The 21349-nt window shown below is 67.6% G+C and carries 18 protein-coding genes; 10 read left to right on the top strand and 8 right to left on the bottom strand.

The window, feature by feature from the left end; genetic code table 11:
- Positions 1-19: 19 nt before the first annotated feature.
- The 3 genes from FFI87_RS13325 (at position 20) to FFI87_RS13315 (ending at position 3234) form a co-directional block, all read left to right on the top strand.
- Positions 20-1873: a lipase family alpha/beta hydrolase gene (locus FFI87_RS13325; protein WP_261378274.1), complete on the top strand. Its 1854-nt coding sequence runs from the start codon at positions 20-22 to the stop codon at positions 1871-1873.
- 98 nt (positions 1874-1971) lie between these two features.
- The gene (locus FFI87_RS13320) at positions 1972-2931 is read left to right on the top strand and encodes a T6SS immunity protein Tli4 family protein (RefSeq protein WP_138847265.1); all 960 of its coding nucleotides are present in this window, start codon (positions 1972-1974) and stop codon (positions 2929-2931) included.
- A gap of 15 nt (positions 2932-2946) precedes the next feature.
- Positions 2947-3234, top strand: a complete 288-nt coding sequence (locus FFI87_RS13315; protein ID WP_138847266.1) for a PAAR domain-containing protein — start codon at positions 2947-2949, stop codon at positions 3232-3234.
- 416 nt (positions 3235-3650) lie between these two features.
- On the opposite strand, the gene chrA is transcribed toward FFI87_RS13315, so the two are convergent.
- The gene (chrA, locus tag FFI87_RS13310; RefSeq protein WP_138847267.1) at positions 3651-4862 is read right to left on the bottom strand and encodes a chromate efflux transporter; all 1212 of its coding nucleotides are present in this window, start codon (positions 4860-4862) and stop codon (positions 3651-3653) included.
- A 116-nt stretch (positions 4863-4978) separates the two neighbouring features.
- Entirely contained in the window at positions 4979-5686 is a 708-nt protein-coding gene (locus FFI87_RS13305) for a Crp/Fnr family transcriptional regulator (protein ID WP_138847268.1), read from the bottom strand.
- Positions 5687-5766: 80 nt separating this feature from the next.
- Here FFI87_RS13305 and FFI87_RS13300 point away from each other — a divergent pair, with 80 nt between their 5' ends.
- From FFI87_RS13300 to FFI87_RS13290, 3 genes are all read left to right on the top strand, one after another.
- A complete protein-coding gene (locus FFI87_RS13300; protein WP_105786238.1) occupies positions 5767-6291 on the top strand; it encodes a DUF962 domain-containing protein in 525 nt (174 codons plus the stop codon).
- A complete protein-coding gene (locus tag FFI87_RS13295) occupies positions 6284-7339 on the top strand; it encodes a 2-dehydropantoate 2-reductase (protein ID WP_138847269.1) in 1056 nt (351 codons plus the stop codon). The genes FFI87_RS13300 and FFI87_RS13295 overlap by 8 nt, the downstream gene beginning before the upstream one ends.
- Positions 7340-7431: 92 nt before the next feature.
- Positions 7432-8046, top strand: a complete 615-nt coding sequence (locus FFI87_RS13290) for a class I SAM-dependent methyltransferase (RefSeq protein ID WP_012364535.1) — start codon at positions 7432-7434, stop codon at positions 8044-8046.
- Between the two features lie 15 nt (positions 8047-8061).
- Here the strand turns inward: FFI87_RS13290 and FFI87_RS13285 are convergent, their stop codons facing one another.
- Together FFI87_RS13285 and mdtD are read right to left on the bottom strand one after the other, a co-directional pair.
- On the bottom strand, positions 8062-9336 hold the full coding sequence (locus tag FFI87_RS13285; protein ID WP_012364534.1) for an EAL domain-containing protein: 1275 nt from the start codon (positions 9334-9336) through the stop codon (positions 8062-8064).
- A gap of 187 nt (positions 9337-9523) precedes the next feature.
- Positions 9524-10960 carry a multidrug transporter subunit MdtD gene (mdtD, locus tag FFI87_RS13280; RefSeq protein WP_138847270.1) on the bottom strand — a complete coding sequence of 479 codons (1437 nt, stop codon included), beginning with the start codon at positions 10958-10960 and terminating at the stop codon, positions 9524-9526.
- A gap of 267 nt (positions 10961-11227) precedes the next feature.
- Between mdtD and FFI87_RS13275 the strand changes: the two genes are divergently transcribed.
- Positions 11228-11551 carry a DUF2917 domain-containing protein gene (locus FFI87_RS13275; protein WP_138847271.1) on the top strand — a complete coding sequence of 108 codons (324 nt, stop codon included), beginning with the start codon at positions 11228-11230 and terminating at the stop codon, positions 11549-11551.
- Here FFI87_RS13275 and FFI87_RS13270 read toward each other — a convergent pair.
- The gene (locus tag FFI87_RS13270; RefSeq protein WP_012364531.1) at positions 11524-12756 is read right to left on the bottom strand and encodes a citrate/2-methylcitrate synthase; all 1233 of its coding nucleotides are present in this window, start codon (positions 12754-12756) and stop codon (positions 11524-11526) included. The two genes, FFI87_RS13275 and FFI87_RS13270, sit on opposite strands and share 28 nt — an antisense overlap.
- Positions 12757-12895: 139 nt before the next feature.
- Between FFI87_RS13270 and FFI87_RS13265 the strand changes: the two genes are divergently transcribed.
- Positions 12896-14287: a CoA transferase gene (locus FFI87_RS13265; RefSeq protein ID WP_138847272.1), complete on the top strand. Its 1392-nt coding sequence runs from the start codon at positions 12896-12898 to the stop codon at positions 14285-14287.
- 21 nt (positions 14288-14308) lie between these two features.
- Here FFI87_RS13265 and FFI87_RS13260 read toward each other — a convergent pair whose 3' ends face one another.
- Complete coding sequence (locus FFI87_RS13260) at positions 14309-15055, bottom strand: GntR family transcriptional regulator (protein WP_034177022.1); 747 nt, start codon at positions 15053-15055, stop codon at positions 14309-14311.
- A 166-nt stretch (positions 15056-15221) separates the two neighbouring features.
- On the opposite strand from FFI87_RS13260, the gene FFI87_RS13255 reads away from it, so the two are divergent.
- Both FFI87_RS13255 and FFI87_RS35355 read left to right on the top strand, forming a co-directional pair.
- On the top strand, positions 15222-16067 hold the full coding sequence (locus tag FFI87_RS13255) for an aldo/keto reductase (protein WP_138847273.1): 846 nt from the start codon (positions 15222-15224) through the stop codon (positions 16065-16067).
- A 34-nt stretch (positions 16068-16101) separates the two neighbouring features.
- Positions 16102-17211, top strand: coding sequence for a hypothetical protein (locus FFI87_RS35355; protein ID WP_186381702.1), 1110 nt, complete (start codon positions 16102-16104; stop codon positions 17209-17211).
- Between the two features lie 631 nt (positions 17212-17842).
- On the opposite strand, the gene FFI87_RS13230 is transcribed toward FFI87_RS35355, so the two are convergent.
- Positions 17843-18853, bottom strand: a complete 1011-nt coding sequence (locus FFI87_RS13230) for a HoxN/HupN/NixA family nickel/cobalt transporter (protein WP_138847275.1) — start codon at positions 18851-18853, stop codon at positions 17843-17845.
- Positions 18854-19026: 173 nt separating this feature from the next.
- Positions 19027-21138, bottom strand: a complete 2112-nt coding sequence (gene fusA, locus FFI87_RS13225) for an elongation factor G (RefSeq protein ID WP_011657726.1) — start codon at positions 21136-21138, stop codon at positions 19027-19029.
- Positions 21139-21349 lie beyond the last annotated feature (211 nt).

Genomic DNA, 21349 nt, shown 5'->3' with positions numbered 1-21349 from the left:
AGTAATCGTAGGTACCGGTATGGGTCCGAACAATTCCGGCAGCAACAACGCAGCGAAGCAATCCGATACGGTCGTCATTCAAGGGCAGCACGAGCCAGGCGGTGGGTCGTCCGCAAAGGTGACGTTAACGCCGGATGCCAACAAATGCACTAAAGAGTTTCATTGCGATCCGCGGCCACCTATCCCGGTGATTTTTATTCCCGGGGTGATGGGCTCCCTGCTAATCAACAGAAATACCGGGCAGGAGATTTGGAATCCGCCGAATGAAACCAACCGCGCTGCGATAGCATTCGGCTGGAATGGATACTTCTCAGATGCGTCGGAGCGCGAAACAAAGTACGACACATCGTCGGCAGTCGTCTCCACGCTCGGCGCGATCGTGACGACGGGTTGCGATCTGACGGCCGACGAAGCGCGACGGCGAGGCTGGGGGTCGGTCCATTCGAAGAGCTACCATGGATCGCTCGCTTGGCTTGAGCGCGAGCTCAACCACCCGATGAAGGCGGGAAAGCTCCTTGGCGCCTGGGCAAGCGGTGACCCGAAAGGTGAAGACTTCACTTTGAATCCGGTCATCGGGACGGCGCCATCGAGCTACGGCGCGAATGGTCCGGGTATCGACCCGCTTAAGGTCGATTCGGATGAATTTAAGAAGTTCTGCCAGTACCGATATCCGGTGTATGCGATTGGCTACAACTGGTTGCAATCGAATCTGCTGTCGGCTGAAGACGCCGTGAAGGGCGTTGACTATGTCGATCAGAAAACCCACAAGAAATACCATTTGATGGGTATCAAGGAGATCTGCGCCGAGAACAAAGTAAAGAAGGCAATCATCATCACCCACTCCATGGGGGGGCTCGTCGCCCGCATGGCTTCAGTGATAGCGGGTTACGACGACTTGATGTACGGCGTGATCCACGGGGCGCAGCCAGCGACTGGCGCACCGTTGGCCGCACGACGGTTTCGGGCCGGCGCTGAAGGGGAGGGGGCAATCCTCAATAAGGTACTCGTAGGGCGAAACGCGCCGGAATTCACGGCAATCACGGTCAATGCACCCGGGCCGTTGGAGCTCCTTCCGATGCCCGACTATCATGACTATGAACCATGGTGGGTTGTTCGCGACATGAAGCGACAGGAAGTACTCGCGCTGCCGAAGAAGAACGACACGCTGAAGTTGTTCACGTCACAGGCGTGGTACGGCTTGGTTCCCAACCAGTCCGACGCAATGCTCGATCCTGCTGGAATTGCCAAACAGCGCCTGCAAACGACTCAGCCTGGCATGACGCTGCAGAAGAACTTTCTGACGACAATGCAGGACGTGGTTGACCGGCAGCATCAACTGATAAACAACTATCATCCGAACACCTTTGCCTTCTACGGGAACGGTCCCTTGCGACGGTCGAGCGAGGTTGATCCGACAAAGGGCGGTACAGCCAAGGCTCCTACCAAGCAGGAGACCACCGCACCAGCGGATAAGCTGCTCACCTTTGGCCGAATCTATTGGCGTGGTGACTTCCCAGCAGGTACGACCGAAGAGGACCTGATGAAGGCCGAACTCTTGAGCGACGGCCAGAAGGGCCAGGTCCGTATCCGCGTCAAGGGGCTTGTCTGTACACTCTTTGCGGAGATCATGGATCCCAATTTTCCGCAGGAGCGAGGCTTGATCTTTGGGGATGGCACGGTGCCGAGCTGGTCTGGGGAATCCGTCGCACGTGGCTTGAAGGCCGGTGTCCCTGGCGAAAAGGCGAAGGGTGTACAGATCGCCTTCACGCAGAACGGGTTTGATCACCAAGGCTGCTTCGGGCATCCGTGGGCGAAGTGGGCCACACTCTATAGTATGGTCAAGGTCGCAAAATCGATCGACGTTCCCGTATGACAACATTAAACCAGTTCGCAAATCGAATCGCAGTCGCGCTCGTGGCCTTCTCGGTAGGGATGGCCGCGTGCTCGAAGAGTAATCCGTCGGAGTTGCCTATGACCACCCCCGTGATGCATGACACCCGCCCGTGGTGTATTGGCCGTTTCGTTGTCGACCTTCCCCATGATGCAGAGGTGTACAACCAAGAATATAAGTACATGGGGTACTCGATCGATGTAGCGAAGAACGTAGGTCAACAGGAATTCGGACGGAGAGTAGAGGCGCGCGAGCACGAGCTGAAGGCCAAGCTGCGGGTTGATCCGCATAATTCCTTCTCGCCGACGAAGACACCGTGGCTCCATCAGGCGGTACAGCCCAATGACTACTCGCGTCTCTTTGTTTTCGGGCGATACGACGTCCCGCCCGCCGAGCTCTCATACGACGTGGAAGGGTACGCGTGGTCGCACGACACGCAATTCACCCTGAAGAACAAGTTCGGCGATGGCTATGACCAGAGCGCGGTCCAGAATGCGTCCGAGATCCTGCGAAATATTCGTCCGCGTGATGAAGGGGACGTGCCGAACGATGGCGCATTTTGCTTTAACGGCGGCCTGATCGGCGGCAAGCAACTTCCGGCTTTCGATGCCACCGTCGCGGCCGGTCTTGTTCCGGGGCGACCGTCTAATCTGATCGTGAAGCTGCGCGAATCTGTTGCTGCCGATCAGAAGGCGTCGCTGTTGAGCGGGCTTTCGGAATTTGAGGCTCAGCTGAAGCCGTACGCGGGGCACTATAAGGTATTGCGAAAGGGCAAGCGTCAAGTCGCCGGCATTCACGCCGAGGAAATTCTCGTCGACATCCATGAAGATGGCGTCCAGAAGTACCAGTTCTATCTGTTGGCGGCCGGGGTCGAGGGAGATCCATCAAAACCGCACACCGCCATTCAATTGTTGTTCGGCGCGGAACCTGACGCGGTGAATCCCGCCTCCGTGACGACGTCACCAGTGAACGAGGAACAGGCCGTCCAGGCGTGGGATACGGTCCTGAACAGCTTCCACTATCGTGGTGCCGCGAAGTAAGGAGGAGGTGGAGGAATGCCGCGCTATGACATTGTGAAGGGCGATCTGACAACCGTTGGCGGAGTGGTGCAGTGCGGGGATGGGGCAGACCTGATAAACGGTCGCGAGCAAGCCTACGAACATGATCCCGTCTTTTGTCCAGTCTGCAAAACCGTCGGGAAAATCGCGTGCGATGGCCCGCGGATTTCCACCACCGGTCCCGATGGCCGGCAGGCAGCGCTCAGTGACGATCTTTGCATCTGTCTTTGTTCTCCACCACCACGTCTGGTCGCCTCGCAGACGACGTCGTGTAGCGACACTTAACCTCGCGGTGGATGTCGTCGACAACCCAGAGTTTTCCGCAAACGTAACGCTAGCGGTGTGATCGTCTTTACTCGCCCACTGCGATTGCGCATATGAACAAAAAAGTCAGGAAATTTGCTTTCAATGAGATTTCATGTCAGGCTGAAAACGCAGATGGCATAGGGAAAATGCGCAACTGCTTATGGGTAACGAGAATTTCATACGAAATATGATATAAGAGGCCGATGATTTCCTGTTCCAACTGCGCATGTGCGAGGTTGGTGCGTTCCAAACTTAATTGCGAAACGTTCCAGACTTTATTGTCATGGGACACGTGTCCTGCGCGCCTAAGCGGCGCGCGGCGCCGAAAAAAAGCCCTCGTGAAGAGGGCTTTTTCATTTTTGTCGGACCTGAATCGACACCCGACATTCGCCGGATCAGGCAATCATCCCCGCCAACCACCCGAGCGCCGCGCTTGCGATCACGACGGCCCAGGGCGGCACGCGCCAGAACACGAGCGCGACGAACGCGACGAGTGCGGCCGCGAAATCGCCTGGCGACGCGATCGTGTCGGTCCATACCGGGTGATAGAGCGCGGCCAGCAGCAGCCCGACGACGGCCGCGTTCACGCCCGCGAGCGCGGCCTGCATGCGCGTGCTGCGGCGCAAGCGTTCCCAGAACGGCGCGGTGCCGGCCACGAGCAGGAACGACGGCGCGAAGATCGACACGAGCGCGATCGTCCCGCCGAGCCAGCCGTTCGGCGTGTCGCGTAGCGACGCACCGAGGAAGGCTGCGAATGTGAAGAGTGGCCCCGGCACGGCCTGCGCCACACCGTAGCCGGCCAGGAACGCCGAATCGCCGACCCAGCCCGGCGCGACGACGGCCGCCTGCAGCAGCGGCAGCACCACGTGCCCGCCGCCGAACACCAGCGCACCGGTGCGGAAGAACGCGTCGACGACGGCGAGCGTGTTCGAATGGAACGCGCGGGCCGTGAACGGCAACACGACGATCAGCGCGGCGAACAGCGCGAGCCACAGCACGCCCGCGCGGTGCGACACATGCAGCGGCAACGGCTCGTGCGCGCCGCGCTCGGGCTGCGGCAACAGCACGAGACCGGCGAGTCCCGCCGCGACGATCACGGCAACCTGCAGCCACGCGGCCGGCACGAGCAGCGCGATGGAGGCCGCGATCGCCATCAGCGTGACGCGGCGCGCATCCGGGCACAGCGTGCGCGCCATGCCCCACACCGCCTGCGCGATCACCGCGACCGACACGATGCGCAGCCCGTGCAGCGCGCCGGCGGCGACCGGCATGCCCATCGCATGCACGCCGAGTGCGAACAACATCATCAGCAGCGCCGACGGCAGCGTGAAGCCGAGCCACGCGGCGAACATTCCCGCATAGCCCGCGCGCGACAGTCCGATCGCCATCCCGACCTGGCTGCTCGCCGGCCCCGGCAGGAACTGGCACAGCCCGACGAGATCCGCGTACGCGCGCTCGGTCAGCCAGCCGCGCCGCGTGACGAACGTATCGCGGAAGTAGCCGAGATGCGCGACGGGGCCGCCGAACGAGGTGAGGCCGAGCCGCAGGAACGCGACGAACACGGGCCAGGCGTGGCGGGGCGGGGCGGTGACGGTCGACGTGTTCAAGCGCGGATCGGGGGAGGGGGAACGAGCCGCCACGATAGCGCAATGCCATGACGGCGGGAACGCAATGTTGCGGCGCTTGCTGCGATTGTTGGGGTTGTTGCGCTTGCGCGGTGGTGTCAGTCCGTGCTGCCGGGCAATCCGCTCGCGCGGCGCAGCGCGTCGACGTCGACGAGTTCGATCTCGCCGACGTGCAGCCGCACGACGCCGTCGGCCTGCAGCGCCTTCAGCAGCTGGTTGGTGGTCTGCCGCGTCAGCGACAGCATCGCCGCAAGCTTTTCCTGCGACAGCCGGATGTGCGTGTGGCCGGCGCTGATCCCGCCGTAGCCCTCGGCAATCATCAGCAGCCGCGCGGCGAGCCGCTGCGCGGCCGGCATCACGCTCATCGATTCGACTCTCAGGAGGCTCAGCCGAAGCTTTTGCGCCATCAAGAGCGCGAACTGCCGCCAGTACTGGGGCGTCGTGTCGAGAATCGCGAGCAGCGCGGCCTGCGGGACGTGCAGCAGCAGCGTGTCGTCGAGCGCGATCGCATCGTGAGTGCGCGGCTGGCCGTCGAGCAGCGCGATCTCGCCGAACCACATGACGGGTTCGGCGACCATCAGCAGCGCTTCCTTGCCCTGCGGATCCACCGCGCCTATGGTGAGGGAGCCGGCCAGCACCGCATACAGCCCGCATGGCGGGTCGCCGCGGCGGAACAGCGCGTGGCCGGCCGGCAGGCGCCGCACCGCGGCGCGGGCGAGCAGGTCGGCGCGCAACGGGGGCGGCAGCGCGGCGAACCACGGGTGCGCTTCGATCTGCGGCAGGTAGGGGGCGAGCGACGAGGGCATGGCACGCGATGTCGGGTAGCTGACAGAGGTTCTCGGGCGTGACGCGCATCATAGCGCTCAATGATCGTTCAGGAGACACCATGAAGACGCTCGAGGACCATCTTTCCCAATATGCGGCCTACCATCGCGACGCACGCAACATCGCGACGCACCTGGTCGGTATTCCGATGATCGTGTTCGCGATCGCGGTGCTGCTGTCGCGGCCGGCGCTCGGCACGCTGGCCGGCGTCGTGCTGTCGCCCGCGCTGTTGCTCGCCGTGGCGGCCGTGGTGTTCTACCTGCGCCTCGACCTGCGCTTCGGCGTGGTGATGGCCGCGCTGTTCGCGCTCGGCCTGTGGGCCGCGCAGACGCTCGCGCTGCTGCCCACCGCGCAGTGGCTCGCGATCGGCATCGGCGCGTTCGTGGTCGGCTGGATCGTGCAGTTCGTCGGGCACTGGTTCGAGGGGCGCAAGCCCGCGTTCGTCGACGATCTGGTCGGCCTGATCGTCGGGCCGCTGTTCGTCGTCGCCGAAGTCGCGTTCTTCGCGGGCCTGCGCGGCGACGTGCGCCGCGAAGTCGAGCGGCGCGCGGGGCCCGTCCACGGCGGCGCGCATTCGCATGTCTGACACGTCGGCCGCGCCCGTCTGCGTGTTCGGCGCGGGCGCGGTCGGCTGCTATCTCGGTGGCCGGCTCGCGGCGGCCGGTGCGCCGGTGACGCTCGTCGGCCGCGCCCGCATCGGCGACGCGATTCGGGCGAACGGGCTGACCTTGACCGACTCGCGCGGCTATCGCGCGACGCTCGAGCCGGCCCAGGTCGCGTTCTCGACCGATCCGCCCGCCGCGGCCGCCGCGCGGCTGGTGCTCGTCACGGTGAAGTCGGCCGCGACGCATGATGCCGTGGCGCAGCTCGCCGGCGTGCTGCGGCCCGGCACGGTCGTCGTCAGTTTCCAGAACGGCCTCTCCAACGCCGACGTGTTGCGCGAGGCGCTGCCGCAAGCGACCGTGCTGGCCGGCATGGTGCCGTTCAACGTGATCGAGCGCGCGCCCGGCGCGTTTCACCAGGGTTCGACCGGCGCGCTCGCGGCCGATGCGTCGCCCGCGCTGCGGCCGTTCACCGGCGCGTTCGCGCGTGCCGGGCTGCCGCTCGCGCTGCACCGCGACATGCGCGCCGTGCAATGGGCGAAGCTGCTGCTGAACCTGAACAACGCGGTCAATGCGCTCGCGAACCTGCCGCTGCGCGACGAACTCTCGCAACGCGCATACCGGCGCTGCGTCGCGCTGGCGCAGCGCGAAGCGCTGCACGTATTGGCCCGCGCCGCGATCCGGCCCGCACGGCTCACGCCGTTGCCGGCCGCATGGATACCCGCGGTGCTGGAGCTGCCGGATCCCGCGTTTCGCGCGCTGGGCGGCCGGATGCTCGCGATCGATCCGCTCGCGCGTTCGTCGATGTCCGACGATCTCGCCGCACGTCGGGCGACCGAAGTCGAATGGATCAATGGCGAGATCGTCCGGCTGGCCGCGCGCTTCGGCGCGCCGGCGCCGGTCAACGCGCGGCTCTGCGCACTCGTTCACGACGCGGAAACGGCGGCATCGCGGCCGGCCTGGCGCGGCGACGCGCTGTGGGCAGAACTGACGGCCGACGCGACCCGCGCGGGCGGCATGCGAGCGGCGTAGCGCCACGCACCGCGCGCCATACCACGCGCGATGCGCAGCGGCTAAGATGCGTGATGCGTCGCCCGATCAGACGCGTACGCGGAGCAATCGCCATGGTGGATCGCCCGACTCTAGATGCCTACGAAGCCCATGCCGCGCAATACGCGCAGGACTGGCTCGACGAGGCCGCCCCCGACGACATGTATGCGCTGGTCGAGCAGTATTTCTCGCCGGGGCCGACGGCCCATGTCGGCTGCGGCGCGGGGCGCGACACCGCGTGGCTCGCTTCGCAAGGATTCGACGTGCGCGGCTACGACGCGAGCGCCGCGCTGCTCGCCGAGGCGCGCTTGCGCCACCCGTCGCTGACGTTCGAGCTGGCCGCGCTGCCGGCGCTCGCCGGCGCGCCGTCCGGCGCGTTCCGGAACGTACTGTGCGAGACGGTCGTGATGCATCTCGAACAGACCGATGCGGCCGCGGCGGCCGCACGGCTCGCCACATTGCTGATGCCCGGCGGCACGCTGTACCTGAGCTGGCGGGTGGCTGGCCACGGTGCGTTGCGTGACGAGCGCGGCCGTTTGTATACGCCGCTCGATTCGGCGCGCATGCGGGCGGCGCTCGGCGCCCGCATGCAGGTGATCGACGAGCATGAAGTCGTCAGCGCGTCATCCGGCAAGCGCGTGCATCGGCTGATCGCGCGCCGGGCTGGCGATGTCAACGGCGCCGCATGAGCGCGGCGCGCATCTTCATTCGCGGTTGAGCGCCGCTTCCCAGTTGATGTCGACGCACAACACCTGCATGCCGGTCGCGACCGGCGCGGCGATCGAGGCGGTCACGCACAGGTGCGCCTCGTTGATCGACAGGTACGGCGGCGTCAGATGCACGCGGCCCGGCGCGCGCATCGCGTGGCTGAAGTACGGGCGGCGCTCCCAGCTCGCGCCTTCCGAATGCAGCAGCGGCCGGAAGCGTTTCGCCCGCTGCGAGACGCTGCCGCGCGCGAGCACGTTGTCGCCGATCTGGCGGCCCGATGCATCGAGCAGGAAGCAGCGCGCGGTTTCCGGCAACCCGAGCACGGCGCCGGCGGCGTCGATCAGCGGCTCGCCCGCGGCGAGCTTCTGGCTCGCTTCCTCCAGCGCGGCGACATACGGCGCGAGGCGTTCGGCCTGCGTGCGCTCGCGTTGCGCGACGCGCAGCCGCAAGGCGGCCGACAGCGTGTCCATGCAGCCGGCGGCGGCCTGCGGCTGGACGGGATCGACGCTCGGCCCCGCGAAGTACTGCCCTTGCACGAAATCGACGTCGCATTCGAGCGCGATCAGCGCGTCACGCTCGGTCGCGAGGCCGCCCATCAGCACGAGCTGGCCGGATTCGTGCAGCAGCGACACGAGCCCGGGCAGCACGCGTTCGAGATGCGAGTGCTCGCTCGCCTGCGCGAGGATGCCGCGATCGAGCGTGACGATGTCGGGGTGCAGGTGCCACACGCGGTCGATGTTCGAATGCTTCGCGCCGAAGCCGCCGAGCGCGATCAGGAAGCCGGCCTTGCGCAACCCGTCGACGATTGCCGCATAGCGCGGCGTCTCGCCGCCCGCCTGTTCGGGCACCTCGAGCACCACGCGATGCGGCGGCAGGCCGAGCGCCTTCAGGTTCGCGAGCAGCGCGTCCCCGTAGACGGTGTCCATCAGCGCGGCCGGATGCAGGCTCAGGAAGAGCCATTCGTCGTGGCTGTCGAACGCGTGGAAGTTGCCGAGATGCAGCGATTCGGCGAGCCGGCCGAGCTCGAGCAGGTCGCCGCGCCGCGCCGCCTGCGTGAATACCTCGTGCGACGCGACCTGGCGGCTTTCCTCGTCGTGCGCGCGCAGCGACGCGTGATAGCCGATCGCGCGGCGGTGCGACACCGAGAAAACCGGCTGGAACACGCTGAATACGGTGTACGCGCCGTACAGCACGGTGCGCCGCTTTCCGTCGTCGCCGGCGACGGGGCGGGGCGGCTGGAAGCCGGGGGGATCGATGTCGATCATGCTCATGATGTCGGCCGAAGGGAGACTGCCAGTTTACCTACAGAATAGGCGAGCAAGAAGCATGCACGGCATCGTGCCCCGTGCGGCGGGCCGTCGCGGCCGCCGGCTGCCGCGCGGTGCAGCATGGCCGCACCGACATGGTGCGCGCCGCGCCGTCGTGGCGATCGCGGCGGCGCGCGCCGGGCGTCACGCGTCACGCGCGTTCGGACGGGTCGGTCTTCTGCGCGCGGCCGCGGATTTCGGGTGCGAGCTGCGCGAAGATCCACGCGGACGCAGCCGTGATGATCCCGACGCAGATGAAGGTCGCATGGAACGCCGGCAGCGTATTGCTCGGCGTCACCGTGCGCAGCATCCCGGTGAAGGTCGCGAGCAGCGCACCGGCGACGGTGACGCCGAGGCTCATCGACAGCATCTGCACGAGCGAGAACAGGCTGTTGCCGCTGCTCGCGCCGCCGGTGCCGAGATCCTTCAGCGTCAGCGTGTTCATCGCGGTGAACTGCATCGAGTTGAAGCCGCCGAACAGCGCGAGGTGCACGACCTTCACCCAGACAGGCACCGTGTCGCGCATCAGCGCGAAGCTCGCCATCATCACGCCCACCATGATCGTGTTCACGAGCAGCACCTTGCGGTAGCCGTGCCGCGTGATCAGCTGCGTGATGATCCGCTTCGAGAACATCCCCGCCGCCGCGACCGGCAGCATCATCAGCCCGGCCTCGAACGCCGAATAGCCGAGGCTCACCTGCAGCAGCAGCGGGATCAGGTACGGCATCGCGCCGCTGCCGATCCGCGCGAACAGGTTGCCGAGCAGGCCGACGCTGAACGTATGGATCTTGAACAGCTCGAGCGAGAAGATCGGCTGCGGCGCGCGCACCGCGTACAGTCCGTACGCGACGAAGCACGCGAGGCTCAGGATCAGCAGCACCAGCACGGCCGCGTGCTGCATGCCGAGATCGGCGAGCCCGTCGAGCGACAGCGAGATCGCGACCATCCCGATCGTCAGCAGCAGATAGCCCTTCAGGTCGAAGCGGCCGACGGACGGGTTGCGCGAGTCGGGCATCGAGTAGAAGGTCGCGATGCAGCCGGCGACGCCGACCGGCACGTTGATCAGGAAGATCCAGTGCCACGACGCGATCTTCACGAGCCAGCCGCCGAGCGTCGGCCCGATCAGCGGACCGATCAGCCCGGGAATCGCGACGAACGACAGCGCGCTCAGGTAGCGTTCGGCCGGGAACGTGCGCAGCACGGCGAGCCGCCCGACCGGCAGCAGCATCGCGCCGCCCACCCCCTGCACGACGCGGAACACGACGAGCTGCTGCAGCGTATGCGCGTTCGCGCAAAGCAGCGAGCCGAGCGAGAACACCAGGATCGCGCTGAAGAACACGCGCCGCGTGCCGAATGTATCCGCGAGCCAGCCCGAAACCGGAATCATCACCGCCATCGTCAGCGAGTACGCGATCACGACCGACTGCATCCGGAGCGGAGATTCGCCGAGACTCACGGCCATCGACGGCAGCGCCGTGTTGACGATCGTCGCATCGAGCGTCTGCATGAAGAAGCCCGTCGCGACGAGCCACAGCATCACGGTGAGGTTCTTTTCGCCGGAAGCGGCGGCGGGCGGGAGTTGGAACATGGGGGCGGACCGGGGGGCGCGGGACAGCCGCCATTGTAGGCAAAGCCGCCGGAACACGCAGAATGGGGGGCCTCGCCAGCCGTCAGGACACGAAACGGGGCGTACCGGCTCGGGCGTACCGGCAGCGGGCGTACCGGCACCGGGCGGACGCCCGTCCGCCGGCGGACCGGTACAGTTCAGCCGAAAGTGTCTGCAGGCGTATCTGTCCGCGTGTCGCCGCTGTCCGGAATACTGGTGTCATCGAATCCACGCGACCCGGAGGCCGCCATGCGCGAACTGCGACTCTACGAGATGGACGGCAACGAGCCGGCCGCGCGGTGGCGGATCGTCGATCGCACCGCGCTGCAGGTCGCGGACGGCGACCTGTGGGTGACGGTCGAGGGCCGGCCCGACGATCACTGGCTGCGCGCCGGCGAGTCGCTGTCGCTGCTGCCCGGCATGCGCGTATGGATCAGCGCGGCGGCGGGCGGTGCGGTGTTCGCGTTCGGCCCGCAGGCGGCGCCGGCCGTGCACGCCGCGCCGATCGCGTGGCGACGGTTTGCCGCATGGCGCACCGGCCGCGCTCAGGCCGTCGCATCGCTGCCGACGTAGCGTGCGCGAGGCCGGATCAGCTTGCCGTCCGCATACTGTTCGAGCGCATGCGCGATCCAGCCCGCGGTGCGGCCGGCCGCGAACAGCGTGAACGCGGCGCCGTCGGGCAGCGCAAGCGTGCGCTCCAGCACCGCGAGCGCGAAATCGATCGACGGGCGCAGACCGGTCGCCGCTTCCACGCGCGCGGCGAGCGCGCGAGCCACCTGTAGCGGCGCCCGGTCGGGCAGCGTCGCGTGCAGTGCGTCGAGCAACGCGCGGGCACGCGGATCGCCGTCCGGATAGAGCGGGTGCGCGAAGCCGGACAGCGCCGTGCGTGCGCCGTCCGCGCGTTCGTCGTGCGCGACGCGCAGCGCGAGATAGCGGTCGAGGTCGGCGGCGCGCGCCGCTTCATCGAGCAGGGCGGCCGCACGGAACGTCTCGCCGCCGTGGCGCGGGCCCGACAGCGCGGCGAGCCCGCCCGCGATCGCGCCGAACAGATGGGTGCCGGTCGATGCGATGCAGCGCACCGCAAAGGTCGACGGGTTCAGCTCGTGATCGGCGCACAACACGAGCGCGCGGCGCAGCAGGTCGACTTCGTCGCGTCGCCGGATGCGCCACGCGACGGCGAGCTGCCGGTGCACGGGCGCGTCATTTGGCGGGCTGCCGGCCAGCGCGGCCGCCGTCACGCGCAGCAGCAGCGTGGCCGCGTCGAACTGCGCGTCGCGCCCCTGCGCCCACAGGCGCGGCAGTGACGCGGCCGCGGCGGGTAGCAGCACCAGCGTGCGCTCGAGTGGTGCCAGATGCGCCCAGCGGCGCGCCCAGTCGTCCCACTGCACGGTGTCGAAACCGGTCGATGCCGGCGATGCGGCGGCGAGCCGCGCGGGCGGACAATCCCACAACCGTGCGGCCGCTTCCTCGAGCGTCGCGTCGTTCGCGAGCGCGATCGCATCGGCGCCGCGGTAGTGCAGGCGGCCGTCGGCGATCTGCGTGATCCGCGATTCGAGCACGGGCACGCCCCAGTCGAGCGAGCGTTCGGCGACACCGCCCGCGCGTTTTGCATCGGCGCGACGGCGCGCGAGCAGACGCACCTCGTCCGCGTCGTAGCGGCGGCGCTTGCTCGCGCCGTCGGGCAGCGAACGCAGCAGCCCGCGGCTCACATACGCATAAAGGGTGCTCACGCTGACACCGAGGATGCCGGCGGCTTCCGGCGCGCTGAGGGACGTCATGCGGATCGCTCCTGTCGGGGCGCATGAAACGCGGCCCGGCTACAACTATTCGTTATGCATTGATTCGGGCAATCAAGATTGATCGCGCCCGTCGCGAATTCTAGACTCGATTGAGTCTCCTCGACGGCGCGCTTTCACCATGACACCCGAACTCGCATTGACCCGTTTGTGGCAACTCGCGCACGGCGCGCCTGGCGCGCTGGCCCGCGCGGCCGTGACGGGGCAGGACCCGACGCTGCCGTCGACGTTCCACGTCGGCACGCTGGCCGCGGCGACCATCGCGGCAGCGGGCCTCGCGGCGGCCGAATGTCACCGGTTCCGCACGGGTGTCGCGCAGCGCGTCGACGTGTCGATGCGCGATGCGCTCGTCGCGTTCCGCAGCGAACGCTACCTGCGCGTCGACGATGGGCCGCCGCCCGAGCCGCGTCATCCGGTGACGGGCTTCTACGACACGCGCGACGGACGCTGGATCCAGCTGCATGCGAACTTTGCGCATCACCTGCACGGGATTCTCGACGTGCTCGGCTGCGGCCCGCGGCGTGACGACGTTGCCGCGGCGATCCGCACGTGGGACGGCGCGGCGCTCGATACCGCGCTGGCCGAGGCCGGCCTGTGCGCGGCATTGATCAGAACCCCTGACGAATGGGCTGCGCACGACCAGGCGCGCGCGCTCGCGTCGCTGCCGCTGTTCGAGATCGAGCGGATCGGCGATGCACCCGTCGAGGCGATCGGACGCGGCGAGCCCGACCAGCCGCTCGCGGGCGTGCGCGTGCTCGATCTCACGCGCATCATCGCGGGGCCGGTCGCGGGCCGCACGCTCGCGTCGCACGGCGCGCAAACGCTGCTTGTCAACGGCCCGCACCTGCCGAACATCGCGTCGCTCGTGATCGACAACGGGCGCGGCAAGCGCTCGACGTGGATCGACCTGCGCGAGGCGGCGGGCGTCGCCGCGCTGCGCGATCTCGCACGCCACGCCGACGTATTCCTGCAGGCCTATCGCCCGGGCGCGCTCGCGGCGCGCGGGTTCTCGCCGCAGGCGCTCGCGGAACTGCGGCCGGGCATCGTCTGCGTGTCGGTGTCGGCATACGGACACACGGGGCCGTGGTCGATGCGGCGCGGCTTCGACAGCCTCGTGCAGTCGGCGAGCGGCATTGCATGGAGCGAGCAGCGCGCCGCGCACGCGGACGGCCCGCGCCATCTGCCGTGCCAGGCGCTCGATCATGCGACGGGGTATCTGGCCGCGTTCGGCGCGATGATCGCGCTCGCGCGGCGGGCGACGGAGGGGGGAAGCTGGCACGTGCGGTTGTCGCTCGCGCAGACGGGGCGCTGGCTGCAATCGTTCGGCGTGGTACCGGACGGTCTGCACGCACCGGAGTTCACGTCCGACGACGTGCGCGACCGGATCGACCGGAGCGCGTCGCCGTTCGGCACGATCGATGCGGTGCGTCCGGCCGAACGCCTGTCGGCGACGCCGCCGCGCTTCGCCCGGCCGCCCGTTCCGCTCGGCACGGACGACCCGCACTGGCTATGAGCGCCGGCGGCGCCGTGGCCGTTACTTGCGCAGCTCGACGACGAAGTCGTAGTAGTCGTTGCGGCAGTAGGTATCGGTGAGCTCGATCGCGCGCTGGTCGGCCGTATAGCCGATCCGCGTGATCAGCAGCAGCGCGTCGTGCGGCGCGATGCCCATCTGTTGCGCGATCTCGTCGGTCGCGTTGACCGCGCGGAAATGCTGCAGCGCGCGCACGATCGGCGTGCCGCGCGCTTCGAGATAGCTGTACAGCGAACCGCCGATCGCCTGCGGATCGGGAATCAGCGTGGCGGGGAACGTCGAGTTCTCGACGGCCATCACGATGCCGTCGGCAAGGCGCAGGCGCTTCAGCCGTGTAACGGATGCGGCCGGCGACAGCCCCAGCTGAATCACTTCGTCGCGGTTCGCCGGCTGGATTTCGCGCTCGAGCCATTGCGAGCTCGGCTTGAAGCCGCGGCGCTCGAGCATTTCGCTGAAGCTGGAGAGCCGCGACAGCGGATCCTCGTAACGCGGCTGGATGAAATTGCCGGCGCCCTGCGTGCGGCGGATCAGGCCCTGCTCGACGAGCAGCGCGATCGCCTTGCGCGCGGTGATGCGCGACACGCCGAGCGCTTCGGACAGCACGCGCTCGGACGGTAGCGCCTCGCCAGCCGCCCAGCGATTGTCGTGGATCGCGTCGCCGAGCTTGCGGGCGAGCTGCAGATAGAGCGGCGTGTCGTTGTCGGGGTCGGGGCGCAGGTCCTGCCAGCGGTCGTCCGTGGGTGACTTCATGGAATGGGTATCGATCAGGTTGCCGGCCATTCTAAGTCATCATGCGGCGCCGTTATAGCCGGTTTTTGCCGTGTAATAGGTGGATGCCGCACCGATTGACTACACTGATGCGTCGTATTCGATGCTTCGGCCGCGGTGCGCGGCCACGAACCGCAGCGAGGAACGCATGACAGACACGATCGCCACGGTCGTCCTGCCGGACGGCGAGACGATTCCGAAGCTCGGCCTGGGCACCTGGGAAATGGGCGAGCGCCCCGCGCGCCGCGCCGACGAGATCGCCGCATTGCGCGAGGGTATCGCGCTCGGGATGACGCTCGTCGACACCGCCGAGATGTACGGCGACGGCGCGACCGAGGAACTCGTCGGCGACGCGCTGGCCGGCCTGCGCGACGACGTGTTCCTCGTCAGCAAGGTGTATCCGCATCATGCGAGCCGGCGTGGCGTCGTCGCAGCGTGCGAGGCGAGCCTCGAACGTTTGCGTACCGATCGTCTCGACCTGTACCTGCTGCACTGGCGCGGTTCGGTGCCGCTCGAGGAGACGGTCGAGGGGTTCGACGCGTTGCGGCGCGCGGGCAAGATCCGGCACTGGGGCGTCAGCAACTTCGATACGGCCGACATGGCCGAGCTCGTCGACGAGGCGGGCGGCGGCGCGTGCGCGACCAACCAGATCCTCTACAACATCGCGCGGCGTGGTCCGGAATTCGACCTGCTGCCGTGGCTCGCCGACCACCGGATACCCGCGATGGCCTACAGCCCCGTCGATCACGGGCGGCTGCCGAAGCGCTCGCCGCTCGACGAGATCGCGCGGCAGCGCGGCGTGTCGGTGACGCGTGTCGCGCTTGCCTGGGTGCTCGCGCAACCGGGTGTGTTCGCGATTCCGAAGGCGTCGCGGATCGAGCACGTGCGCGACAATCGTGCGGCGCTCGATCTCGTGTTGAGCGATGACGAGCGCGCGCAGATCGACGGTTACTTCCGTCCGCCGCGCAGCAAGCGCGCGCTCGAAATGCTCTGACGGCACTGCTCAGGCGATGCGCCGGTCAGTGGCCATGGCCACCGGCCGATCCGCCGCTGCCGCCTCCGCCGCTGCCGTTGCCGACACCGTTGGCGCCGCCGCTGCCGGTCCCACCATTGCCGTTGCCATTACCGTTGGCACCGCCATTGCCGTGGCCACCGATTCCGTGACCGCCGGTGCTGCCGCCGCCGTTACCTTGGCCACCGCTGCCACCGGCGCCGCCGCTGCCGCCGCTGCCGCCGCTGCCACCGCTGCCACCGCTGCCGCTGCCACCGTTGCCGCCGCCGCTGCCGGTCCCACCATTGCCGTTGCCATTACCGTTGCCACCGCCATTGCCGTGGCCACCGATTCCGTGACCGCCGGTGCTGCCGCCGCCGTTACCTTGGCCACCGCTGCCACCGCTGCCACCGCTGCCACCGCTGCCACCGCTGCCGCCGCTGCCGCCGCTGCCGCCGCTGCCGCCGCCGCCGCCGTTGCCGCCACCGTTGCCGTTGCCGCCACCGTTGCCGCCGCCGTTGCCGCCGCCGTTGCCGCCGCCGTTGCCGCCGCCGTGACCGCCACCGTTACCGCCGCCGCTGCCGCCGCCGCTGCCGCCGCCGTTGCCGCCGCCGTTACCGCCGCCGTTACCGCCGCCGTTGCCGCCGCCGTTGCCGCCGCCGTGACCGCCGCCGTGACCGCCGCCGTGACCGCCGCCGTTGCCGCCACCGTTACCTACGCCATTTCCACCACCATTGCCGCCACCGTCGCCATGACCACCACCGCCGTGACCACCATGACCACCCGAAGTGCCGCCACCCGAGGTACCGCCACCCGAGGTACCGCCACCCGAGGTACCGCCACCCGAAGTACCGCCACCCGAAGTACCGCCACCCGAAGTGCCACCACCCGAAGTGCCACCACCCGAAGTGCCACCACCCGAAGTGCCACCACCCGAAGTGCCGCCACCCGAAGTGCCGCCGCCGGAAGTGCCACCGCCCGAAGTACCGCCACCCGAAGTACCGCCACCAGAAGTGCCGCCGCCAGAAGTGCCACTACCAGAAGTACCACCACCCGAAGTGCCACCACCCGAAGTCCCATTACCCTTACCTCCGTTGCCGGATGCAGTCCCGCCACTGCCCGTGCCATTCATACCGCCGGATGTTGATCCCGTGGAGCCACCGAGCCCCGCGGGCCCGACCGCGCCGCTCCCGCCGCTTCCGCCATTACCCGGACTGCCACCGCGAGTGGTATTGCCGGCCCCGCTGCCTGCCGCGTCACGGCCGGCATAGACGTGTACCGCGCATGCAGCCGGATTGGCGGCGCAGGACGCCGCATCCTCGACCAGCATCATCACGGGGTCCGCGCCCGCAATCGCGTCGGGCGCGGCGCCCGGCGCCGCGTCCTGCGCACTGGCGTACGAACAGCAGCAAGCAAACGCGGCTGCGGCCAGCAGGGTCGTGTGAAAGCGCCGGCCCGCAGTGCGGGACAATTGTTTCGTTATGCTCATCATTGATCTCCCCGATGGGCGCGATGCCTCGTCACGCGCGACCGTCAACGTGTGATGCAGGGGACCAGCAACGATGCAATGTCGTATCGGCGGCCGATGCGTGTCGCGCTGGCGCCGGAGGCCAGCTGCGAACTCGGATCGGCACGCGGGCCCGCCGTGCGAATCCCTATCTGCGAGATTCGTGCCACCGGCCGGCTATGCCCGTGGCGCAAGGCGTGCACTCGTCGCCCGACAGCGCGTGAAACGCTGTCGGGCGCATTTTGTTTCTGGAATGAAACGTCTGACCAGATCAGCGCGCCGTTGGATCGGCAGCGCGCGGCCAGCGATGGCAGAGGATCGATGCGATCCAGCCGACGAGAAACAGCGCGACGATGCCATAGCCGATCGCGCCGAAGTGCTCGCTGAGCGTATCGAGCGCATCGCGTACGGGGCCTGTCAGCGACAGCTTGTCGGCGAGCAGGCCGGCGGCCTCGATCCCGCCGACGGCCAGCGCGACGACCGCCGACAGCAGCGTGATGCTCGCGTTATAGAGCAGCTTGCGCTGCGGGTCGTCCATCGCCCAACCGTACGCATGAATCATCAGCACGTTGTCGGTCGAGTCGATCAGCGTCATGCCGGCCGCGAACAGCGCGGGAAACAGCATGACCGTGTAGAGCGGCAGCGCGTGGCTTGCCTGCGCGGCCGCGATCGCGAGCAGCGCGATTTCTGTTGCAGTATCGAAACCGAGGCCGAACAGCACGCCGACCGGATACATGTGCCAGCTTTTCGACACGAACCGGAACAGCGGGCGCAGCAGCCGCGACACGAGCCCGCCCGCCCGATGCGTGTGCGCGCCGCCGTGAGCATGGTCGGCCGCGCTGCGGTAGCGCCGCCACACGCCGCGCAGGATCACGAGGTTCATGCATGCGAGCACGAGCAGGAACGTCGCGGACACCGCCGTGCCGATCGTGCCGCCGATCTCGCGGAATGCGTCGAAACGGTCGCGCAGCGCGAACGCGGTCAGCGCGATGCCGAGCGTCGCGGCAATCACGATCGTCGAGTGGCCGAGCGAGAAGAACAGGCCGACGGTCACCGGACGCTGGCCGTCCTGCATCAGCTTGCGCGTCGCGACGTCGATCGCGGCGATGTGATCGGCGTCGACCGCATGACGCAGCCCGAGCCCGTACGCGATCGCCGCGGTGCCGAGCAGCAGCGGATGGTCGCGCAGCACCGCGAGCGCCCATAGCCACACGGCGATGTTGGCGACGATCAGGCCCGCATACAGCGTCAGCAGGCGGCGCAGGGCAGGGGTGGGCGGCATGGGGAAGGTTCCATCGGACGAATCGCGATCCATTGTGGCATGTGAAAAAAATGCCTGGCGTGCCGATCGAACCCGTCGGCGGCCGCGCGCATCGGCGCGCTCGACGGACGAAAAAAAGCCCGTCCGGAACCGGACGGGCCTGCGGCTTGCCGTCGGGCGCACGCGCCCGGCGCTTACTTCACTTTCGCGTTGATCACGCCTTCCGACACGTTGGCCGGCGTTTCAGCGTATTGCTTGAACTCCATCGTATACGTCGCACGGCCTTGCGTTGCCGAGCGCAGCGACGTCGAATAGCCGAACATCTCGGCAAGCGGCACTTCGGCGCGCACGAGCTTGCCGCCGCCGCCCGCGATGTCCTCCATCCCCTGCACGATGCCGCGCCGGCTCGACAGGTCACCCATCACGTTGCCCATGAAATCCTCGGGCGTCTCGACCTCGACGGCCATCATCGGCTCGAGCAGCACGGGCTTCGCACGGCGCATCGCTTCCTTGAACGCCATCGAGCCGGCCATCCGGAACGCGTTTTCGTTCGAGTCGACGTCGTGGTACGAGCCGAACGTCAGGTGCACCTTGACGTCGACGACCGGGTAGCCGGCGAGCACGCCGCTCTTCAGCGTTTCGGTGATGCCCTTGTCGACGGCCGGGATGAATTCGCGCGGAATCACGCCGCCCTTGATTTCGTCGAGGAACTCGTAGCCCTTGCCGGGGTTCGGCTCGAGCGTGATCACCGCATGCCCGTACTGGCCGCGCCCGCCCGACTGCTTGACGAACTTGCCTTCGACGTCGGACGCCGTCGTGCGCACCGTTTCGCGGTACGCGACCTGCGGCTTGCCGACCGTCGCCTCGACGCCGAACTCGCGCTTCATCCGGTCGACCAGGATTTCGAGGTGCAGCTCGCCCATCCCCGAGATGATGGTCTGGCCGCTTTCCTCGTCGGTCTGCACGCGGAACGACGGATCCTCCTGCGCGAGACGGTTCAGCGCCAGGCCCATCTTCTCCTGGTCGGCCTTTGTCTTCGGCTCGACGGCCTGCGAGATCACCGGCTCCGGGAATTCCATCTTCTCGAGGATGATCGGCTTGGTCGGATCGCACAGCGTGTCGCCCGTGGTCGCTTCCTTCAGGCCGACCGCCGCCGCGATGTCGCCCGCGCGCACTTCCTTGATTTCCTTGCGCTCGTTCGCGTGCATCTGCAGGATCCGGCCGAGCCGCTCCTTCTTGTCCTTCGTCGCGTTCAGCACCGTGTCGCCCGAATTGACGACACCCGAATACACGCGGAAGAAGATCAACTGGCCGACGAACGGGTCGGTCATGATCTTGAACGCGAGCGACGAGAACGGCTCGTCGTCGCTCGGATGGCGTTCCGCCGGTTTTTCCGGATCGGCGAAGTCGTGGCCGAGGATGGCCGGCACGTCGACCGGCGACGGCAGGTAGTCGATCACCGCGTCGAGCATCGCCTGCACACCCTTGTTCTTGAACGCGCTGCCGCACAGCATCGGCACGATCTCGTTCGCGATCGTGCGCTGGCGCAGCGCGGCCTTGATCTCGTCCTCGGTCAGCGACTCATGGTCGTGCAGGTACTTCTCGAGCAGTTCCTCGCTGGCTTCCGCGGCGGCCTCGACCATCTTCCCGCGCCATTCATGCGCGAGCTCGACGAGGTTCGCCGGGATCTCCTCGTAGGAAAACTTCACGCCCTGGCTTTCGTCGTCCCAGACGATCGCCTTCATCTTGACGAGATCGACGACGCCCTGGAAATGTTCTTCCGCGCCGATCGGGATCTGGATCGGCACCGCGACGCCCTTCAGGCGCTCGCCGATCTGGCGCTGCACGCGGAAGAAGTCCGCGCCGACGCGGTCCATCTTGTTGACGAACGCGATGCGCGGCACCTTGTACTTGTTCGCCTGGCGCCACACGGTTTCGGACTGCGGCTGCACGCCGCCGACCGAGTCGTAGACCATGCACGCGCCGTCGAGCACGCGCATCGAGCGTTCGACCTCGATCGTGAAGTCGACGTGCCCGGGGGTGTCGATGATGTTGATCCGGTGTTCCGGATAGTTGCCGGCCATGCCCTTCCAGAAGGCCGTGGTCGCCGCCGACGTGATCGTGATGCCGCGTTCCTGCTCCTGCTCCATCCAGTCCATCGTGGCCGCGCCATCGTGCACTTCGCCGATCTTGTGGCTCACGCCGGTGTAAAACAGGATGCGCTCGGTCGTCGTGGTCTTGCCGGCATCGATGTGAGCGCTGATCCCGATGTTGCGATAGCGCTCGATGGGGGTTTTGCGGGGCACGTGAACCTCCTGGTGGTTCGGATCGTAAGCGGGCCGGCTGGGCCGGTCCGGATTGGAACAAGCGAGATTTAAAGGATAGCGCTTGTCCGTGGCTTTTGCAGATGCGGCCAGCGTCGGCCGAATCAAGGCGGGCGCCGCCGGCGCGCGAAAAAAAAGCCGGCGCGCAACGGGCGGCCGGCTTCGGTCGATGCGCGGCGGTGCCGCGGCACTC

The organism is Burkholderia sp. KBS0801, from assembly GCF_005937855.2.
Lineage (GTDB): Bacteria > Pseudomonadota > Gammaproteobacteria > Burkholderiales > Burkholderiaceae > Burkholderia > Burkholderia ambifaria.
This window is presented reverse-complemented; position numbering and strand designations above follow the sequence as displayed.

Excerpts from the sequence above, each read along its gene's own strand:
- FFI87_RS13295 (WP_138847269.1), top strand. The coding sequence starts at position 6,284 with ATGTCTGACACGTCGGCCGCGCCCGTCTGCGTGTTCGGCGCGGGCGCG.
- FFI87_RS13325 (WP_261378274.1), top strand. The coding sequence starts at position 20 with ATGGGTCCGAACAATTCCGGCAGCAACAACGCAGCGAAGCAATCCGAT.
- FFI87_RS13320 (WP_138847265.1), top strand. The coding sequence starts at position 1,972 with ATGACCACCCCCGTGATGCATGACACCCGCCCGTGGTGTATTGGCCGT.
- FFI87_RS13265 (WP_138847272.1), top strand. The coding sequence starts at position 12,896 with ATGACACCCGAACTCGCATTGACCCGTTTGTGGCAACTCGCGCACGGC.
- FFI87_RS13255 (WP_138847273.1), top strand. The coding sequence starts at position 15,222 with ATGACAGACACGATCGCCACGGTCGTCCTGCCGGACGGCGAGACGATT.
- FFI87_RS13260 (WP_034177022.1), bottom strand. The coding sequence starts at position 15,055 with ATGAAGTCACCCACGGACGACCGCTGGCAGGACCTGCGCCCCGACCCC.
- FFI87_RS13305 (WP_138847268.1), bottom strand. The coding sequence starts at position 5,686 with ATGCCCTCGTCGCTCGCCCCCTACCTGCCGCAGATCGAAGCGCACCCG.
- FFI87_RS13275 (WP_138847271.1), top strand. The coding sequence starts at position 11,228 with ATGCGCGAACTGCGACTCTACGAGATGGACGGCAACGAGCCGGCCGCG.
- mdtD (WP_138847270.1), bottom strand. The coding sequence starts at position 10,960 with ATGTTCCAACTCCCGCCCGCCGCCGCTTCCGGCGAAAAGAACCTCACC.
- FFI87_RS13270 (WP_012364531.1), bottom strand. The coding sequence starts at position 12,756 with ATGACGTCCCTCAGCGCGCCGGAAGCCGCCGGCATCCTCGGTGTCAGC.
- FFI87_RS13230 (WP_138847275.1), bottom strand. The coding sequence starts at position 18,853 with ATGCCGCCCACCCCTGCCCTGCGCCGCCTGCTGACGCTGTATGCGGGC.
- FFI87_RS35355 (WP_186381702.1), top strand. The coding sequence starts at position 16,102 with ATGGCCACCGGCCGATCCGCCGCTGCCGCCTCCGCCGCTGCCGTTGCC.
- FFI87_RS13300 (WP_105786238.1), top strand. The coding sequence starts at position 5,767 with ATGAAGACGCTCGAGGACCATCTTTCCCAATATGCGGCCTACCATCGC.
- FFI87_RS13290 (WP_012364535.1), top strand. The coding sequence starts at position 7,432 with ATGGTGGATCGCCCGACTCTAGATGCCTACGAAGCCCATGCCGCGCAA.
- FFI87_RS13315 (WP_138847266.1), top strand. The coding sequence starts at position 2,947 with ATGCCGCGCTATGACATTGTGAAGGGCGATCTGACAACCGTTGGCGGA.
- FFI87_RS13285 (WP_012364534.1), bottom strand. The coding sequence starts at position 9,336 with ATGAGCATGATCGACATCGATCCCCCCGGCTTCCAGCCGCCCCGCCCC.